The sequence below is a fragment of the Collinsella sp. AF39-11AT genome (assembly GCF_003474585.1).
Taxonomy (GTDB): Bacteria; Actinomycetota; Coriobacteriia; order Coriobacteriales; family Coriobacteriaceae; genus Collinsella.
This window is the reverse complement of the sequence record NZ_QROG01000009.1, coordinates 72,179-87,631: the sequence shown is the minus strand read 5'-3', so window position 1 is coordinate 87,631 and position 15,453 is coordinate 72,179. Positions and strand designations below refer to the sequence as shown.

At 61.1% G+C, this 15,453-nt stretch carries 12 protein-coding genes; 8 read left to right on the top strand and 4 right to left on the bottom strand.

Annotated features, from left to right (window positions below):
• Positions 1–35: 35 nt before the first annotated feature.
• The 7 genes from DW037_RS05385 to larD all read left to right on the top strand — a co-directional run bounded on the left by DW037_RS05385 (position 36) and on the right by larD (position 9,965).
• Positions 36–1,019 carry a DMT family transporter gene (locus DW037_RS05385; RefSeq protein WP_117628969.1) on the top strand — a complete coding sequence of 328 codons (984 nt, stop codon included), beginning with the start codon at positions 36–38 and terminating at the stop codon, positions 1,017–1,019.
• Positions 1,020–1,135: 116 nt separating this feature from the next.
• Positions 1,136–2,434, top strand: a complete 1,299-nt coding sequence (locus DW037_RS05380; RefSeq protein ID WP_117628968.1) for a M20 family metallopeptidase — start codon at positions 1,136–1,138, stop codon at positions 2,432–2,434.
• 236 nt (positions 2,435–2,670) lie between these two features.
• Positions 2,671–2,934, top strand: a complete 264-nt coding sequence (locus tag DW037_RS10500; protein ID WP_147327458.1) for a major facilitator superfamily domain-containing protein 7 — start codon at positions 2,671–2,673, stop codon at positions 2,932–2,934.
• A 171-nt stretch (positions 2,935–3,105) separates the two neighbouring features.
• Positions 3,106–4,419: a histidine--tRNA ligase gene (gene hisS / locus DW037_RS05375; RefSeq protein ID WP_118372944.1), complete on the top strand. Its 1,314-nt coding sequence runs from the start codon at positions 3,106–3,108 to the stop codon at positions 4,417–4,419.
• Positions 4,420–4,676: 257 nt separating this feature from the next.
• Positions 4,677–7,490: a phosphoenolpyruvate carboxylase gene (locus DW037_RS05370; RefSeq protein ID WP_370448159.1), complete on the top strand. Its 2,814-nt coding sequence runs from the start codon at positions 4,677–4,679 to the stop codon at positions 7,488–7,490.
• 416 nt (positions 7,491–7,906) lie between these two features.
• On the top strand, positions 7,907–9,184 hold the full coding sequence (gene larA, locus DW037_RS05365; RefSeq protein ID WP_117583385.1) for a nickel-dependent lactate racemase: 1,278 nt from the start codon (positions 7,907–7,909) through the stop codon (positions 9,182–9,184).
• Positions 9,185–9,233: 49 nt separating this feature from the next.
• Positions 9,234–9,965 carry a D/L-lactic acid transporter LarD gene (gene larD / locus DW037_RS05360; RefSeq protein ID WP_117583384.1) on the top strand — a complete coding sequence of 244 codons (732 nt, stop codon included), beginning with the start codon at positions 9,234–9,236 and terminating at the stop codon, positions 9,963–9,965.
• Between the two features lie 323 nt (positions 9,966–10,288).
• Here the strand turns inward: larD and DW037_RS05355 are convergent, their stop codons facing one another.
• The 4 genes from DW037_RS05355 to serB form a co-directional block, all read right to left on the bottom strand.
• A complete protein-coding gene (locus tag DW037_RS05355) occupies positions 10,289–10,828 on the bottom strand; it encodes a TetR/AcrR family transcriptional regulator (protein ID WP_117628965.1) in 540 nt (179 codons plus the stop codon).
• Positions 10,829–10,830: 2 nt separating this feature from the next.
• Entirely contained in the window at positions 10,831–11,751 is a 921-nt protein-coding gene (locus tag DW037_RS05350) for a LarC family nickel insertion protein (protein ID WP_117583382.1), read from the bottom strand.
• A 10-nt stretch (positions 11,752–11,761) separates the two neighbouring features.
• Positions 11,762–12,544: a nickel pincer cofactor biosynthesis protein LarB gene (gene larB / locus DW037_RS05345; RefSeq protein ID WP_117583381.1), complete on the bottom strand. Its 783-nt coding sequence runs from the start codon at positions 12,542–12,544 to the stop codon at positions 11,762–11,764.
• A gap of 114 nt (positions 12,545–12,658) precedes the next feature.
• Positions 12,659–13,294: a phosphoserine phosphatase SerB gene (gene serB / locus DW037_RS05340; protein ID WP_117583380.1), complete on the bottom strand. Its 636-nt coding sequence runs from the start codon at positions 13,292–13,294 to the stop codon at positions 12,659–12,661.
• Between the two features lie 256 nt (positions 13,295–13,550).
• Between serB and aspS the strand changes: the two genes are divergently transcribed.
• Positions 13,551–15,338 carry an aspartate--tRNA ligase gene (gene aspS, locus DW037_RS05335; protein ID WP_117583379.1) on the top strand — a complete coding sequence of 596 codons (1,788 nt, stop codon included), beginning with the start codon at positions 13,551–13,553 and terminating at the stop codon, positions 15,336–15,338.
• Positions 15,339–15,453: the final 115 nt, after the last annotated feature.

Genomic DNA, 15,453 nt, shown 5'->3' with positions numbered 1-15,453 from the left:
GGACACCACGCCCAGATTGAGTGTGAGGATGTTCCATGGCCCAATACGCTGCCAACGAAATCGAAAACTTGCCCGATAGCCCAGTAGCCCGTGAGGATTTGGGCGCGGGCGGTATTCCCCGGGGCGCCGGCGCACGCTCTCCGCTGTTCTGGAAGGTTCTGCTCCTTTCGGTGGCGGTCATCTGGGGCTACTCCTTTACCACTATGAAGGACGCACTCGGCACCATTCCGGTGTTCGCGCTGCTCTATGTACGTTTTCTGCCCGCAGCGTTGGTCATGTTTGCCGTCTTCCACAAGCGCATCATCGCGCACCTCAACGCTCGCAACCTGATCGTTGGCCTGAGTATGGGCGTGCTCATGTGGGCGGCCTATGCGTTGCAGACGGTCGGTCTGGCACATACTACGGCGGGCAAGAATGCTTTTTTGACGGGCACGTATTGCATCCTTGTGCCGTTCGCGAGCTATTTCCTGAGCGGCGAAAAGCTCACGCGCTACAACTTGGGTGCCGCGCTGCTGTGCCTAGCGGGCATTGGCCTCGTCGCACTCGATAGCGTTGAATTCAACATTGGTGACGTCATTACGCTGGCGGGTGCGGCCTTTTTCGCCATCCAGATGGCGGTGACTGCCAAGTACGGTCGCAAAATGGACATCAACGTCATCACGTTTTGGATGTTTGTGGGCAACGGCGTGCTGAGCCTGGCAACGTCGCTGCTATTCGAGACCCAAGCGCCTCTGTCCGTGTGGACGCCGAGCTTTATCAGTTCGATGGCGTTTCTCTCGGTGGGCTGCACATGCGCGGCTCTGCTCATCCAAAACGTCGGCCTGGCGCATGTCCCGGCCTCGACGGGCTCGCTGCTCCTTTCGATGGAGTCGCCTTCGGGTGTGCTGTTCTCGGTGCTGCTGATGGGGGAGGCGCTCACCTCGCGCCTGCTCGCCGGCTTCGCGCTCATCTTCCTGTCGATTATCTTGAGCGAGACTCACTTCGATTTTTTGCGTCGAAAGCCGCGCCCGCAATTGTAAACAACTTGTTGCGCCGCCCTCCCGGGGCGGCATTTTTTATGCCTCGCCCTTAAAGTAGTACCTTGCACTTTACGATATCAAAGTGCTTGCTGCAAAAACGATACTGGAGGGCATCTATGGCACCAGCTTTGTCCGATCTTCAACCGCAATCAGCGCCCAAGGCCACCGCAGCGGCGCAGGCCGCTATCGGTGACGGTCTTGTTGCAGAAGCTCAGGCTTTTGCAGACGAGCTCGCTGCGTGGCGACACGATCTCCACCAGATGCCCGAGCTGGGTAATAGCCTCCCACAGACCTCTGCGTATATCCAAGCGCGCCTGACCGAGATGGACATCCCATTTGCCACGCTCGTTGATGGTTCCTGCGTTGTGGGCCTTGTCGGCGCCGGTGCCGCCGCGGCCCAAGACAATGGCGTCTGCACGAATGAGCAGGCCGGTACGGTCATCATGCTTCGTGGCGACATGGACGCCCTGCCCGTTGCCGAGGAATCCGGCGAGCCCTTTGCATCCACCAACGGCTGCATGCACGCTTGCGGTCACGATATGCACGCGACGGCGCTGCTTGGTGCGGCTCGTTTGCTCAAAGCGCGCGAGACTGAGCTTGTTGATGCCAACGCCACGGTTAAGCTGCTGTTTCAGCCGGGCGAGGAAACCTTTGAGGGTGCCCGCGCCGCCATCGCCGACGGTCTGCTGCAGAACCCGCGCCCTCAGGTCGCCTTTGCCATGCATGTCAATAGCCAGTCGCCGCTTGGCCTGGTGCTTTACGGCAGTCCGGCGCTCTCGGGCGTGTACGGTTTCCGCATCACGCTGCAGGGCAAGGGCGGTCATGGCTCGAGCCCCGAGATCTGCATCGACCCCATTACGGCGGGTGTGCACGTGCATCTGGCACTTCAGGAGCTTATCGCTCGCGAAGTGCCGGCGGCCAAGGAGGTCGCGCTTACCGTTGGCAAGTTCGCCGGCGGTCAGGCCGCAAATGTCATCCCTGATACTTGTGTGCTCGAGGGAACGCTGCGTGGCTTCGATGTCGAGCTCATGGAGCACCTCAAGGCCCGCATCGTGGAGGTCGTCAAAGGCGTTGCCACGACCTATCGTACGCCGGCGACTATCGAGACGCTCTCGGATGTTCCCCCGCTCGTACTCGATGACGATATGACGCAGGCGTCGCTTGGCTACGTGGGCGCGGTGCTGCCCAAGTCCGCCTTCCTGCCGCTGTTCCACGCCATGGCGAGCGAGGACTTCGCGTTGATCTCGAGCGAGATCCCGAGTGCGTACTTTACCGTGGGCGCTGCCGTGACTGATACGGACGAGCATTTTGCTCAGCATCATCCCAAGGCACGTTTTAGCGATGCCGAGCTTCCCCTTGGCGCCGCGGTTTATGCCGCCGTCGCTTTGGGCTATATCGCTGACCACAAGGAGTAATCCATAGCCCAGCAGCATAAATTCTTCTCCGGTTGGCTCGTCGTGGCCTCCGGCTTTGTCATCATGGCCACGGTCGTTATCGCCAAGATTTCGCTCGGCGCGATCTATGACCGTTTTGGCCTGCGCTTTGGCAATATCCTTGGCTCCGTTGCGTGCATTATCGCCTGCGTGGCGTTGTGCTTCCCGACGACGGACCTCGGTACCATCGTGGCCGCGGTGAGCTTTGGTATCGGAACGTGCATGGGCACCATCACGCCTACCATCGCCGCGTCCAAGCAGTTTGGCATGGCCGACCTCGGCAAGGTCACGGCACTATTACCTCGCTCGAGATGGTCGGCGGCACCGTGGGCGCCATTGTCTCGGGCGTGCTGTTCGATGTCACGGGCTCCTTTGCGAGCACCTGGATTGTGTGCCTGGCGTGCTCCGTGGTCATGCTTGTGTTCCTGCTAGCATCCGAGCCTATCGCCGCCAAGTTGCGCGCGAGCGTGGCGGGGGAGTAGATAGGCCAAAGCGCATTGCCGCTTGTCCGCTTCGTCCGTGGCTACCGCGGCGGCGCATCTGGCCGAACGAGCCCCCATACCCTCGTTCGGTCAGATGCGCCGCCGCTGTATGTGTTTGTGCCGTATAATGACCGTTACCTATGACGCGATACAAAAGAAAGGTGTTTGCCCATGCAGGCACAGAAGGCGGAGGGAACCCGCGACCTTATCGGCGCCGAGATGCGCGCCTGGCAAAAGATGCAGCAGATTGCGGCCGGCGTGTTCGAGCCGTTTGGTTTTAAGCCCATCGAGACGCCCGCCATCGAGCAGGTGGACGTGTTTGTCCACGGTATCGGCCAGTCGACCGACGTCGTGCGCAAGGAGATGTTCCGCGTGTTTAGCGGCGCCAACCTGGAGCGCGTCTTTACCGAAGGCACCGACACCAAGCTTAAGCCCAAGCAGCGCCTGGCCCTTCGTCCCGAGGGCACGGCCGGTGTGGTGCGCGCCGTCGTGGAGAACAACCTGGTGCCCCAGGGCTCCACGCCGTTTAAGGCTTATTACGCCGAGGCCATGTTCCGTGGCGAGCGTCCCCAGAAGGGTCGCCTGCGCCAGTTCCACCAGGTGGGCATCGAGTGGCTCGGCGCTCCCGATCCGGCGGCAGACGCCGAGTGCATCATCATGCTCATGGAGTTCTACAAGCGCCTGGGCTTCGACCTTTCCAAGCTCCGTCTGCTTATTAACTCGATGGGCGATGCGCAGTGCCGTCCGGCATACCGCGAGCAGGTCAAGCAGTTTATCCTCGATCACGCCGACGAGATGTGCGACGAGTGCCGCGAGCGCGCCGAGCTCAATCCGCTGCGCGCCTTCGACTGCAAGAACGACCATTGCCGCGAGATCATGGCCGACGCCCCGCTGATGGGCGACAACCTGTGTGACGAGTGCCGCGAGCACTACGAGCAGGTCAAGCGCTATCTGGATGCCGCCGGTATCGAGTATGTCGAGGATCCCACCCTGGTGCGCGGCCTGGACTACTACACCCGTACTGTCTTTGAGGTCGAGGCTCCCGGTGCCGGTGTCGGCTCCATCGGTGGCGGCGGTCGCTATGACGGCTTGGTCGAGCTCGAGGGTGGCAAGCCCACGGCCGGCGTCGGCTTCGCCGTCGGTTTTGAGCGCGCCCTGCTGGCCCTTCAGGCATTTGGTAACGACTTGGGTGCCGAGGAGGCCCCGTGCGTCTACGTCGCCAATGCCGGCAAGGAGCTGCGTCAGAACGTCTTTGCCATCACGCAGGAGCTTCGCGCCGCAGGCATCGTGACCGAGGCCGACTACCAGGGTCGTTCGCTCAAGGCCCAGTTTAAGCAGGCCGACAAGGTGGGCGCCAAGCTCATTTTGGTCTTGGGCGGCGACGAGCTTGCCGCCGGCAAGGTCAAGGTGCGCGACATGGAGAGCCATGACGAGGTTCTCGTCGATTTGACCAACGTGGTCGAGGCGGTTCGCGAGCGCCTGTAGCGCATCTTTTTGAGCTGCGGGCCTGCTAACGTGCCCTGCTCATGGAGAGCGATTGTTACGGGGGTGTTTCGCATTTATGCGGAATGCCCCCGTTTGCATATGCCGTCCACCGAGAAATACGACCATTTGGGGCAAAAAGCCTTGCAATGCAGAAAATACTTTTGTGTGGTAAAGCGCAATCAGCGTCGAAAGTTTTTGCCGAGTGCCTATAATAAATACCGCATGTTACGTGCATAGAAGGAGGAATGGGAGGAAACGTGGCTGAGAACCTAAGCAACCAGTCTGTACCCGAAGCCGCGGCGCGCGTCGCTGCCGTGGTCAACCGCCTCGTTAACCGAATCGGCTCGAATGCCGAATCCAAGGAGCGTCTCGCCGAGATCGAGATCCCCGAGGAGCTGCGCGACAATCTGGCGCTGTTCTTGCGCCTGGAGCGCCGTGTGCTTAGCGAGTATGATCCCGAGATCGCGGACCTGTTCGACAAGATTTTGACAGCCGAGATTGTGGCCAATGCCGGCAACCCCGGTAGCCGTGCTGCCGACGAGTCCGTCGACGAGCAGGGCGTGCCCACTGCCGACGAGCCCACCGCCGTGGCGTTTCGCGAGGTTGTCGATATGATCGACAGCCTGCCGCTCGATAAACAGCAGGTTATCGTCCGCGCCTTTACGAGCTTCTTCCATCTGGCAAACCTGTCGGAGGAGAATTACCGTGTGGCGCAGCTGCGCGAGCGCGAGGCCGGCGCATCGACCGATACCGAGGTCGATCCTGCCAACGAACTCACCGTCGCCTATCACCAGTTGGTAAACGAGATGGGTGTCGAGGGCGCCAACGAGCTGCTCGGCAAGCTCGAGTTCCACCCTGTCTTTACCGCACATCCCACCGAGGCCCGTCGTAAGGCCGTCGAGGGCAAGATTCGCCGTATCTCCAACCTGCTGGAGGAGCGTCCGCGTCTGGGCGGTTCCGACCTGGTGGAGAACGAGCGCCATATGCTGCAGGAGATCGACGCCCTGGTGCGTACGAGCCCCATCGCGCTCAAGAAACCCACGCCGGTCGAGGAAGCCGATACCATCATCGACATCTTCGATAACACGCTGTTCGACGTTATTCCCGTCATCTATCGTCGTTTTGATGACTGGGTGCTGGGCGATAAGGCCGGCACCGTGCCGCCGCTGTGCCCGGCGTTCTTCCACCCCGGCAGCTGGATCGGTTCCGACCGCGACGGTAACCCCAACGTCACCGCCAAGGTGAGCCGCGAGGTCGCTGCCAAGTATTTCACCCATATGGTGCTCAAGCTCGAGGACAAGTGCCGCCGCATCGGCCGCAACCTCACGCTCGAGGCCACCTACAGCAAGCCGTCTGCCGAGCTCATCAACCTGTGGAACCATCAGGTCGAGATGAGCACTCAGTACACCGCACGTGCTGAACTAATCTCCGAGCACGAGCCGCATCGCGCCGTCATGCTCGTCATGGCCGACCGACTCAACGCCACCGTGCGTCGCATCACCGACACCATGTACCACAGCGCCGATGAGTTCCTGGAGGACCTGCGCGTCGTCCAGCGCTCGCTGGCCGCCTGCGGTGCCGTCCGTGCTGCCTACGGCCCGGTCCAGACCATCATCTGGCAGGTCGAGTCCTTCGGCTTCCACATGGTCGAGATGGAGTTCCGTCAGCACTCCGTGGTGCACGCCCGCGCCCTCAAGGATATCCACGAGAACGGTATCCATGGTGATCTGCAGCCCATGACGCGCGAGGTCATCGATACCTTCCGCGCTATCGGCTCCATCCAAAAGCGTTACGGCAAGAAGATGGCGCACCGCTACATCATCTCGTTCACCAAGAGCGCCCAGCATGTGGCCGACGTCTTTGAGCTTGCCCACCTGTCCTTTGCGCATGAGGAGGATGTCCCCGAGCTCGACGTGATCCCGCTGTTCGAGCAGCTCGAGGACCTCGAGGGCTGCGTCGACGTGCTCGACCAGATGCTTACGCTGCCCGTGGTGCAAAAGCGCCTTGCCCAGACCAACCGTCGCATGGAGGTCATGCTGGGCTATTCCGACTCCTCCAAGGATGCCGGTCCTACCACGGCTATGCTCGCGCTGCACTCCGCACAGGAGCGTATTGCCAAGTGGGCCGAGAAGAACGATATCGATCTGGTGCTCATGCACGGTCGCGGCGGTGCCGTGGGCCGTGGTGGCGGCCCGGCCAACAAGGCCGTGCTGGCGCAGCCCAAGGGTTCGGTCAACTGCTTCTTTAAGCTCACCGAGCAGGGCGAGGTCATCTTTGCCCGTTACGGTAACCGCACGCTGGCTCAGCGCCATGTTGAGTCCGTTGCCGCTGCAACGCTTTTGCAGTCGGCCCCGAGCGTCGAGAAGACCAACACCGAGACCACGCAGAAGTTCTGGGATATGGCCGAGAAGCTCAACGCTGCAAGCCACGAGTGCTATCTGGATCTGCTGAACACCGAGGACTTTACACCGTGGTTCTCGACCGTGACGCCGCTGACCGAGGTCGGTCTGCTGCCGATCGGCTCGCGCCCGGCCAAGCGCGGTCTGGGTGCCAAGTCGCTCGACGACCTGCGTACCATTCCGTGGATTTTCAGCTGGAGCCAGGCTCGCATTAACCTGGCCGCTTGGTACGGTCTGGGTACCGCCTGCGAGCAGCTGGGCGATCTTGACCAGCTCAAGGCTGCCTACCAGGAGTGGCCGTTCTTCCGCACGTTCATCGACAACATCGAGATGTCGATCGCTAAGACCGACCAGCGCATCGCCAAGATGTATCTGCACCTAGGCGATCGCCAGGATCTGTCCAAGAAGGTCTTCACCGAGATGCAGCTCACGCGTAAGTGGGTCCTTGCCATCGTCGGTGACGAGTGGCCGCTACAGCGCCGTCGCGTGCTTGGCTGCGCCGTTCGCGTGCGTAACCCCTATGTCGACGCCCTGTCCATCGCTCAGGTCCGCGCCCTTCGCGAGGTGCGTATGAACCAGGACGAGATGGCCGAGGAGAAGAAGGCCGAGTACATGAGCCTGATTCTTTCGACTGTGACCGGCGTCTCGGCAGGATTGCAGAACACGGGGTAATCGATAACCCTGTAGTCGTCCGGGTCCGCCATCAGTTTACTTTTAGGCACGTCCTCGGACATGCAAGAAGCCCTCGCTGCGCACTTCGTGCGGCGAGGGCTTCTTGCGTCCTGCGGAGTGTGCCTAAAAGTAAACTGATGGGGCCCTACGATGTCCGGTCTTCGGCGGATTACTGCTGGGGAAAAGATAGCGCGCTTCGCGCGTTTTGGATGGGGTCTGTCTCGGCGGCGCGTTTGGCGCTTCTCGCCTTGCGACTGTAGCGCCCGCGGTCCTCATTGGGACCACGGCCGTTTTGTTATGGGTCAAATATGAACGTTGTGTTAATGAGTCGGTGGACGGTGGTGTTTTTCGGTGAGCGGCGTATCCTTCCAACGGTTTGACTAGTGTGTCAGTTGAAAGGAAGAGGGCGCTCGTCAATGTTTGAATGTGAACTACCGTTTGACCACAAGACGTTGCATCTGGAGCTCGAGGACAAGAACTTCGCGGGTGTGATGGAAGGTCATCAAAACGAGTTTAAGACTACAAAATCGCAGGAAGAGCTGGTAGAGGAGTCGCTTGCCAACCCTTATGGCTCGCCTTCGCTCGAGGAGCTTTGTGCTGGCAAAAAGGATATCGTAATTATCAGCTCTGACCATACGCGTCCCGTTCCTTCGCGTGTGACGATGCCTATTCTGCTGCATCACATTCATGCCGCTGCGCCCGAGGCCCGTGTGCGTATTTTGGTTGCTACGGGTATGCACCGTCCGTCGACGCACGAGGAGCTCGTCAATAAGTATGGCGAGGACATCGTTGCCAACGAGGAAATCGTTATGCATGTCGCGACCGACGACAGCATGATGAAAAAGATCGGCACCCTGCCTTCTGGTGGCGAGTGCATCATCAACAAGATTGCGGCCGATTGCGATCTGCTGCTTGCCGAGGGCTTTATTGAGCCGCACTTCTTTGCCGGTTTCTCTGGTAGCCGCAAGTCCGTCCTGCCTGGCATCGCCAGCTACAAGACCATCATGTACAACCACAACGGTCAGTTTGTGAACGATTCCCACTCGCGTGCCGGCAACCTGTGCCACAACCACGTGAGCGAGGACATGTTTGCCGCCGCCGAGATGGCTCACCTTGCCTTTGTGCTCAACGTGGTGCTCAACGGCAAGCACGAGGTCATTGGCTCCTTTGCCGGCGACATCCACAAGGCGCACGAGGCTGGCTGCGAGTTCGTGAAGAGCCTTGCCGGCGTTGAGCCCGTCGAGTGCGAGATCGCCATTACCACTAACGGCGGCTACCCCCTCGATCAGAACATCTATCAGGCTGTGAAGGGCATGTGCGCTGCCGAGGCCACGCTTCCCGAGGGCGGCGTGATCATCGACGTCGCCGGTTGTGCCGACGGTCACGGCGGCGAGGGCTTCTATCACAACATCGCCGACAACGATCCGGCAGAGTTTGAGCGCGCCTGTATCGATCGTCCTAAGGACGAGACCCTGCCCGATCAGTGGACGAGCCAGATCTTTGCCCGCATCCTGGCGCATCACCCCGTGATCATGGTCACCGACCTGTGCGATCACCAGATGCTCAAGGATATGCACATGACGCCGGTCAACACCCTCGAGGAGGCGCTCAAGCTCGCCTTTGAGATGAAGGGTGCCGACGCCAAGGTCGCCGTCATCCCCGATGGCCTGGGTGTTGTCGTCGCGCAGCACTAGTGCGCGGCTTAAACGAATCGTTTATAACCGACAAGAAAGATAAGGTTTTATGCTTACCAAACTCCTCTGCGAATTCGGCGCGACGGCCCTCATGATCGTCTTTGGCGTGGGCGTGCACTGCGATACCGTGCTCAAAGGCACCAAGTATCAGGGCTCCGGCCATATGTTTGCCATCACCACCTGGTCTTTTGGCATCTCGGTCTGCCTGTTTGTCTTTGGCGGCGCCGTGTGCATGAACCCCGCTATGGTGCTTGCCCAGTGCATCGTCGGTCTGGTGCCGTGGGGCAACTGCATCCCCTTCATGCTTGCCGATATGCTCGGCGGCTTTGTGGGTGCCGTGATCGCTTGGTTTATGTATGCCGATGAGTTCAAGGCTTCCGAGGGTGTCGTCGATCCCATTGCCCAGCGCAACATCTTCTCGACCAACCCCACCACCGAGGGTACGAACTATGCCCGCAACTTCTTCTGCGAGGCAATCTGCACCTTTGTGTTCATTAGCGCCATCCTTGCTGCTGCTAGCCGTGCTGGTGAGGACGTTTTGATGCTCGCCATCTGCGTCGGCCTGATTGTCTGGGCCGTTGGCATGGGCATGGGCGGCATCACCGGCTTCGCTATGAACCAGGCACGTGACCTTGGTCCCCGCCTTGCTTATCAGGTGCTGCCGATTAAGAACAAGGCTGACAACAACTGGAAGTATGGTCTGCTTGTTCCTGGCATCGCGCCGTTTGTCGGTGCTATTGTCGCCGCGCTGTTTGTGCACGGTTTCTTGGGCATGTTCTAGTCGAAGGACGGCTCTATAAGGTTCGGGCTCGGCAAGGGTTTACTTTCCAACGCGTCCTCGGACATGCAAAAAGGCTCGCTGCGCACTTTGTGCGGCGAGCCTTTTTGCGTCCTGCGGAATGCGTTGGAAAGTAAACCCTTGCCGAGCCCTGGGCATTCTTGGCTGTGTTCGAACAAGCAACCCAACATATATATCTGAATTTGGATGTGAGGGGCGCTTTGTTTTTGGGTGCCCTTACAAGAAAGCGTGACTTGGGGATGGGATGGGCACTTTGCTTTTTAGTGCCCTGAGATGGGGGCGAGACTTTGGAATGAGAGGCTAACTTAGGTGAAGAGGGGCTGTATGGCTGATAGGTAGTCTTTGGCTACGTCGGCTTTGTCTGCTTGGAAGTTGTGCCAGGCCCACCATTGGACCATTCCTACGAAGCTTGAGGCTATGTGGTGTAGTAGGAAACTGCGGTCCATGGTGCCGGCGGGGCCTGCGGGGTCGACGGGGACGGTTTCGGCTGCGCGCGACATGATGGTCTTGCGGAGACAGTCGGCGAAGACGCGTGAGCCGGCGCCGGCTACGAGGGCTCGAACGCCCTGGCGGCGTTCCCAGAGATTGTTGAGGATATGCTCGACCTGCACGAGTGGGTCGTCGAGCGGTGTGCCATCGTCGTCAAGAGCGTGGGTGCAGATGTCGCTCACGAGTTCGGACAGTAGGTCGTCTTTGCTCTTAAAGAGACCGTAGAATGTCGCGCGGCCTACGTGAGCGCGAGCGATGATGTCGCCGACGGTGATCTTGCCGTAATCTTCCTCGCGCAGGAGCTCGGAGAACGCCGCAACGATGGCGGCGCGGCTTTTTGCCTTGCGGGCATCCATGGCTATGCGTCCGCGTGAACGAGCAGGCAGCGGAGCGTGCCGGAGCAACCCTCGTAGGGGCGTTTGCCGGCGCCGTAGCCGACAGCTTCGATGCGGTAGCGTGAGGGCAGTTGGTCGGACGTACGCAGGGCGGTGACGATGGCGGCGCCTGTGGGCGTTACGAGCTCGCCAGCGACCGGTGCAGGCGTGAGAGCGATATTGCCCGCCTGGCACAGGTTGACGACAGCGGGGACGGGAATGGGCATGAGGCCGTGTGCACAGCGGATGGTTCCGTGGCCCTCGGAGAGCGACTCGACCACGATGTCCTCAATGCCCAGGTCATCGAGGCAGATGGCGACAGAGCAGACGTCGACGATGGAGTCGATGGCGCCCACCTCGTGGAACATGACGGTCTCGGGCGTTTTGCCGTGAGCCTTGGCCTCGGCAGCGGCGAGTGCGGTAAAGATGGCGAGGGCGCGACGCTTGGCGCCATCGCTTAGCTGCGAGCCATCGATAATGGCGGTGACGTCCGCCAAAGACCGGTGGTGATGGTGGTGGGCGTGATGATGCCCCTCGTGGCCATGGCCGTGGATCTCATGGTCATGGTCGTGTGTGTGCTCGTGCTCATGCTCGTCATGGTCATGATGATGGTGGTGCTCATGCTCATGCATATGCTCGACAGCTGCTTCGTTGCCGTAGAGCCAGGCCATATCGTGGTCGTGGTTCTCGAGCTCCTCTGCCAGCTGAACGTCAAAGTCGCAGGCGTCGATGCCGTGCTTGTTTACGCGCGTGACGGCGATCGAAAAGCCATCGACCGGCAGCGTGGCGAGCTGTTCGCGCAGCTGCTCCTCACTGGCATCCAGGTCGAGCAGGGCCGCAACGGTCATATCGCCGCTGATGCCCGAGGTGCCGTCGATGATAAGCGTGTGCTGATGGTTGGACATGGGATGCTCCTTAGCGGGCGCAGGGCGTGCCGGCGCTCAGATGATTGATAAGACTTGCCTGGTAGGCGGCACCAAAGCCGTTGTCGATATTGACGACCGAGACGCCGCTGGCGCAGGAGTTGAGCATGGCGAGCAGCGCGGCCACGCCACCAAAGTTCGCGCCGTAGCCCACGCTGGTGGGAACGGCGATGACCGGGCAACTCACCAGGCCGCCGATGACGCTCGCCAGGGCGCCTTCCATGCCGGCGATGGCGATGACCACCTGCGCCTGGGCAAGTTCCTCGGCATGCGCAAGCAGGCGGTGCAGCCCGGCGACGCCCACGTCGTAAAGGCGATCGACTTCGTTGCCATAGAACTCGGCCGTCAACGCGGCTTCCTCGGCGACGGGCAGGTCGCTCGTGCCGGCGCAGGCGACAACGATGCGTCCGTTGCCGGTAGGGGAGGGCTTGCCGCCCACGAGGGCGAGCTGCGCGTCCGGGACATATCCCAGGTCGATGCCGTTGCCGAGAAGCTCCGAGGTGCGGGCGGCCTTTTTGGCGTCCAGGCGCGTGACCAGGATGCGCTCCTGGCCGGCATCGCGCAGCGCTTTGATAATGGCGGCAATCTGATCGGCGGTTTTACCGGCACCGTAGACAACCTCGCCGGCTCCCTGGCGCACCCCGCGCGAAAGATCGAGCTGCGCAAAGCCCAAATCGGCGGTCGGAGCCGTCTGGATGCGCGTGAGGGCGACGGCCGGGGTGACTGCCCCGCCGGCAACATCGCTCAGTAACTGCTCAAGATCTCGCTTATCCATATATGTTCCCTTCGACGGCGCAAAGTCTAGCACTCAAAGGGTATGTTTCCGAACATTAAGACAAAATTGTTCGGAAACTATAGGACAGACTGATTCAATTGTTAGACGGATCGACTAGTCACGCAGGATGATGTCCATGGCGAGCATCAGATTGCGCTCGTCGATGGCAAACGGGGCGGCCTCGCGCGTCTTGGGCTTGGCACAAAACGCGATGCCCGTGCCCGCGGCCTGAATCATGGGGATGTCGTTGGCACCGTCGCCGATCGCGACGGTGTGGGCCATGTCGACGCCGCACTCAACTGCCCAGTCCAGCAGCTGGATGAGCTTGGACTCCTTGGTCACAATGTCGGCAGCCAACTTACCGGTGAGCTTGCCGCCTACGACCTCCAGACGGTTGGCCAGGCAAAAGTCGATTCCCGCGGCGGCCACGATCTTGTCGGCAACCTCGTGGAAGCCGCCACTTACGACGCCGACCTTCCAGCCCTTGCTGTGCGCCGAGCGCACAAGCTCCAGCGCGCCGGGGGTAAACGTCACGCGCTCAAAGGTGCGCTCGAACACGCTCTCGTCCAAGCCGGCAAGCAGCCCCACGCGCTCCTCGAGCGCTTGCTTAAAGTCAAGCTCGCCGCGCATGGCGCGCTCGGTGATCTGCGCCACTTGCTTGCCCACGCCGGCTTCCTCGCCCAACAGGTCGATGACCTCCTGGTTGATGAGCGTGGAGTCGATATCCATAACGATGAGGCGTGCAGTCATGGCGGGCCTTTCCAAGTGCAGTTGTATTGGGGCACATTGTCGCACGTGACGAGCGCGGGCGGGTGTCACGGCGCGTCAATTGTTTCGTCTCCGTCAAGTCTTTGGGCAGGAGCCACTTTTTCGCGGCACATCGACGCGAGTGCGATAAGATAGAACGCCATGTCTGGCTGCGCGGTTTACGCAGGCTGGGCAAATCTGTACGACGCCGCCCGGAACGACACGGGGCGGCACAGATCCATAAAGGAGGATCACTGGTATGAGCCAGACCCGTCCCATCGATGAGCATTCCATGCACACCCGTACCTGCGGCGAGCTTCGCTTCGAGAACGTGGGCGAAGAGGTCACCCTCACCGGTTGGGTGAGCCGTCGCCGCGACCACGGCGGCCTTATCTTCTGCGACCTTCGCGACCGTGAGGGCATCACGCAGCTCACCTTCGACCCCGAGCACTCCGACGGCGACGCCTTTAAGATCGCCGAGACCATGCGTCCCGAGTGGCCCATCAAGATTCACGGCGTCGTGCGCGCCCGTGGCGAGGAGACCACCAACACCAAGCTCGCGACTGGCGAGATCGAGGTCCTGACCGACCACGCCGAGGTGCTCAACACGTCCGTCACCCCGCCGTTCCAGATCGAGGACGGCATCGAGACCAGCGAGGACACCCGCCTGCGCTATCGCTATCTGGACCTTCGTCGTCCCGAGATGATGGCCAACCTCAAGCTGCGCTCCGACTTTACCTTTGCCATTCGCGAGGCGCTGCACAACCGTGAGTTCATGGAGGTCGAGACGCCCTCCCTGTTCAAGTCCACGCCCGAGGGCGCCCGCGACTTCATCGTCCCCAGCCGCATCCAGCCGGGCAACTTCTACGCCCTGCCGCAGTCCCCGCAGCTCCTGAAGCAGCTGCTTATGGTCGGTGGCGTCGAGCGCTACTATCAGGTTGCCAAGTGCTTCCGCGACGAGGACTTGCGTGCCGACCGTCAGCCCGAGTTCACCCAGGTCGATATCGAGATGTCCTTCGTGGACCAGAACGACGTTATGAGCGCGCTCGAAGAGGTTCTTGCCGATGCCTTCGGCCGCATGGGTGTCGAGATGCCCACGCCGCTGCGTCGCATGAACTACTGGGAGGCCATGGACACCTATGGCTCCGACAAGCCCGATACCCGCTATGGCATGCACTTGGTCGACCTGACCGACATCTTCGCCAACTCCAAGTTCAAGGTCTTTGCGACTGCCGCGAACGAGGAGGGCTCTGTCGTCAAGGCCATCAACGCCAAGGGCGCCGGTGCCTGGGCTCGCGCCAAGATCGATAAGCTTGCCGGCGTGGCTTCCACGTTTGGCGCCAAGGGCCTTGCCTGGATCGCCTTCCGCGAGGACGGCTCCATCAACAGCCCCATCGTCAAGTTCTTCTCGGACGAGGAGATGGCTGCCCTGCGCGAGCGCATGGACGTCGAGCCCGGCGACCTTGTGATGTTCGCCGCCGGCCCGCGCCTGCTCTCCGACGAGATCCTGGGCGGCATGCGTTCCCACATGGCTAACGCGCTCGAGATCAAGCGCGAGGGCCACGACTTCTTGTGGGTCGTCAACTTCCCGCTGTTCCACTGGGACGAGGACCGCAAGGCTTACGCTGCCGAGCACCAGCCCTTCACCCTGCCGACCGAGACCGACATCGCCAAGATCGAGGCCGACCCGCTGGCAGCCGGTTCCTGCACCTACGACTTTGTCATGGACGGCTTTGAGGCCGGCGGCGGCGGTATGCGTATCCACAACGCCGAAATGCAGATGTCCATGCTCAAGCTCCTGGGCTTTACCGAGGAGCGCGCCGAGTCGCAGTTCGGCTTCCTCATGGAGGCTCTCAAGTTTGGTGCGCCCCCGATGGGCGGCTTCGCCCTGGGCCTGGACCGCGTGTGCATGCTGCTCACCGGCTCCGACTCCATCCGCGACGTCATGGCGTTCCCCAAGACGGCCAGCGGCTCCGACCTCATGTCGGGCGCCCCGAGTGCCGTTTCCGGCGCCCAGCTCAAGGACGTCAGCCTGCGCCTGATGTAGGCAAGCGGCTACATATTGCCCGTAACGAGGGAAGGACACGTGCCTTCCCTCGTTTTTTATACGTCGAGATTGTGAGGGCATGGGATGACCGGGCGTTGCGGAAAGTGCGTCCCGG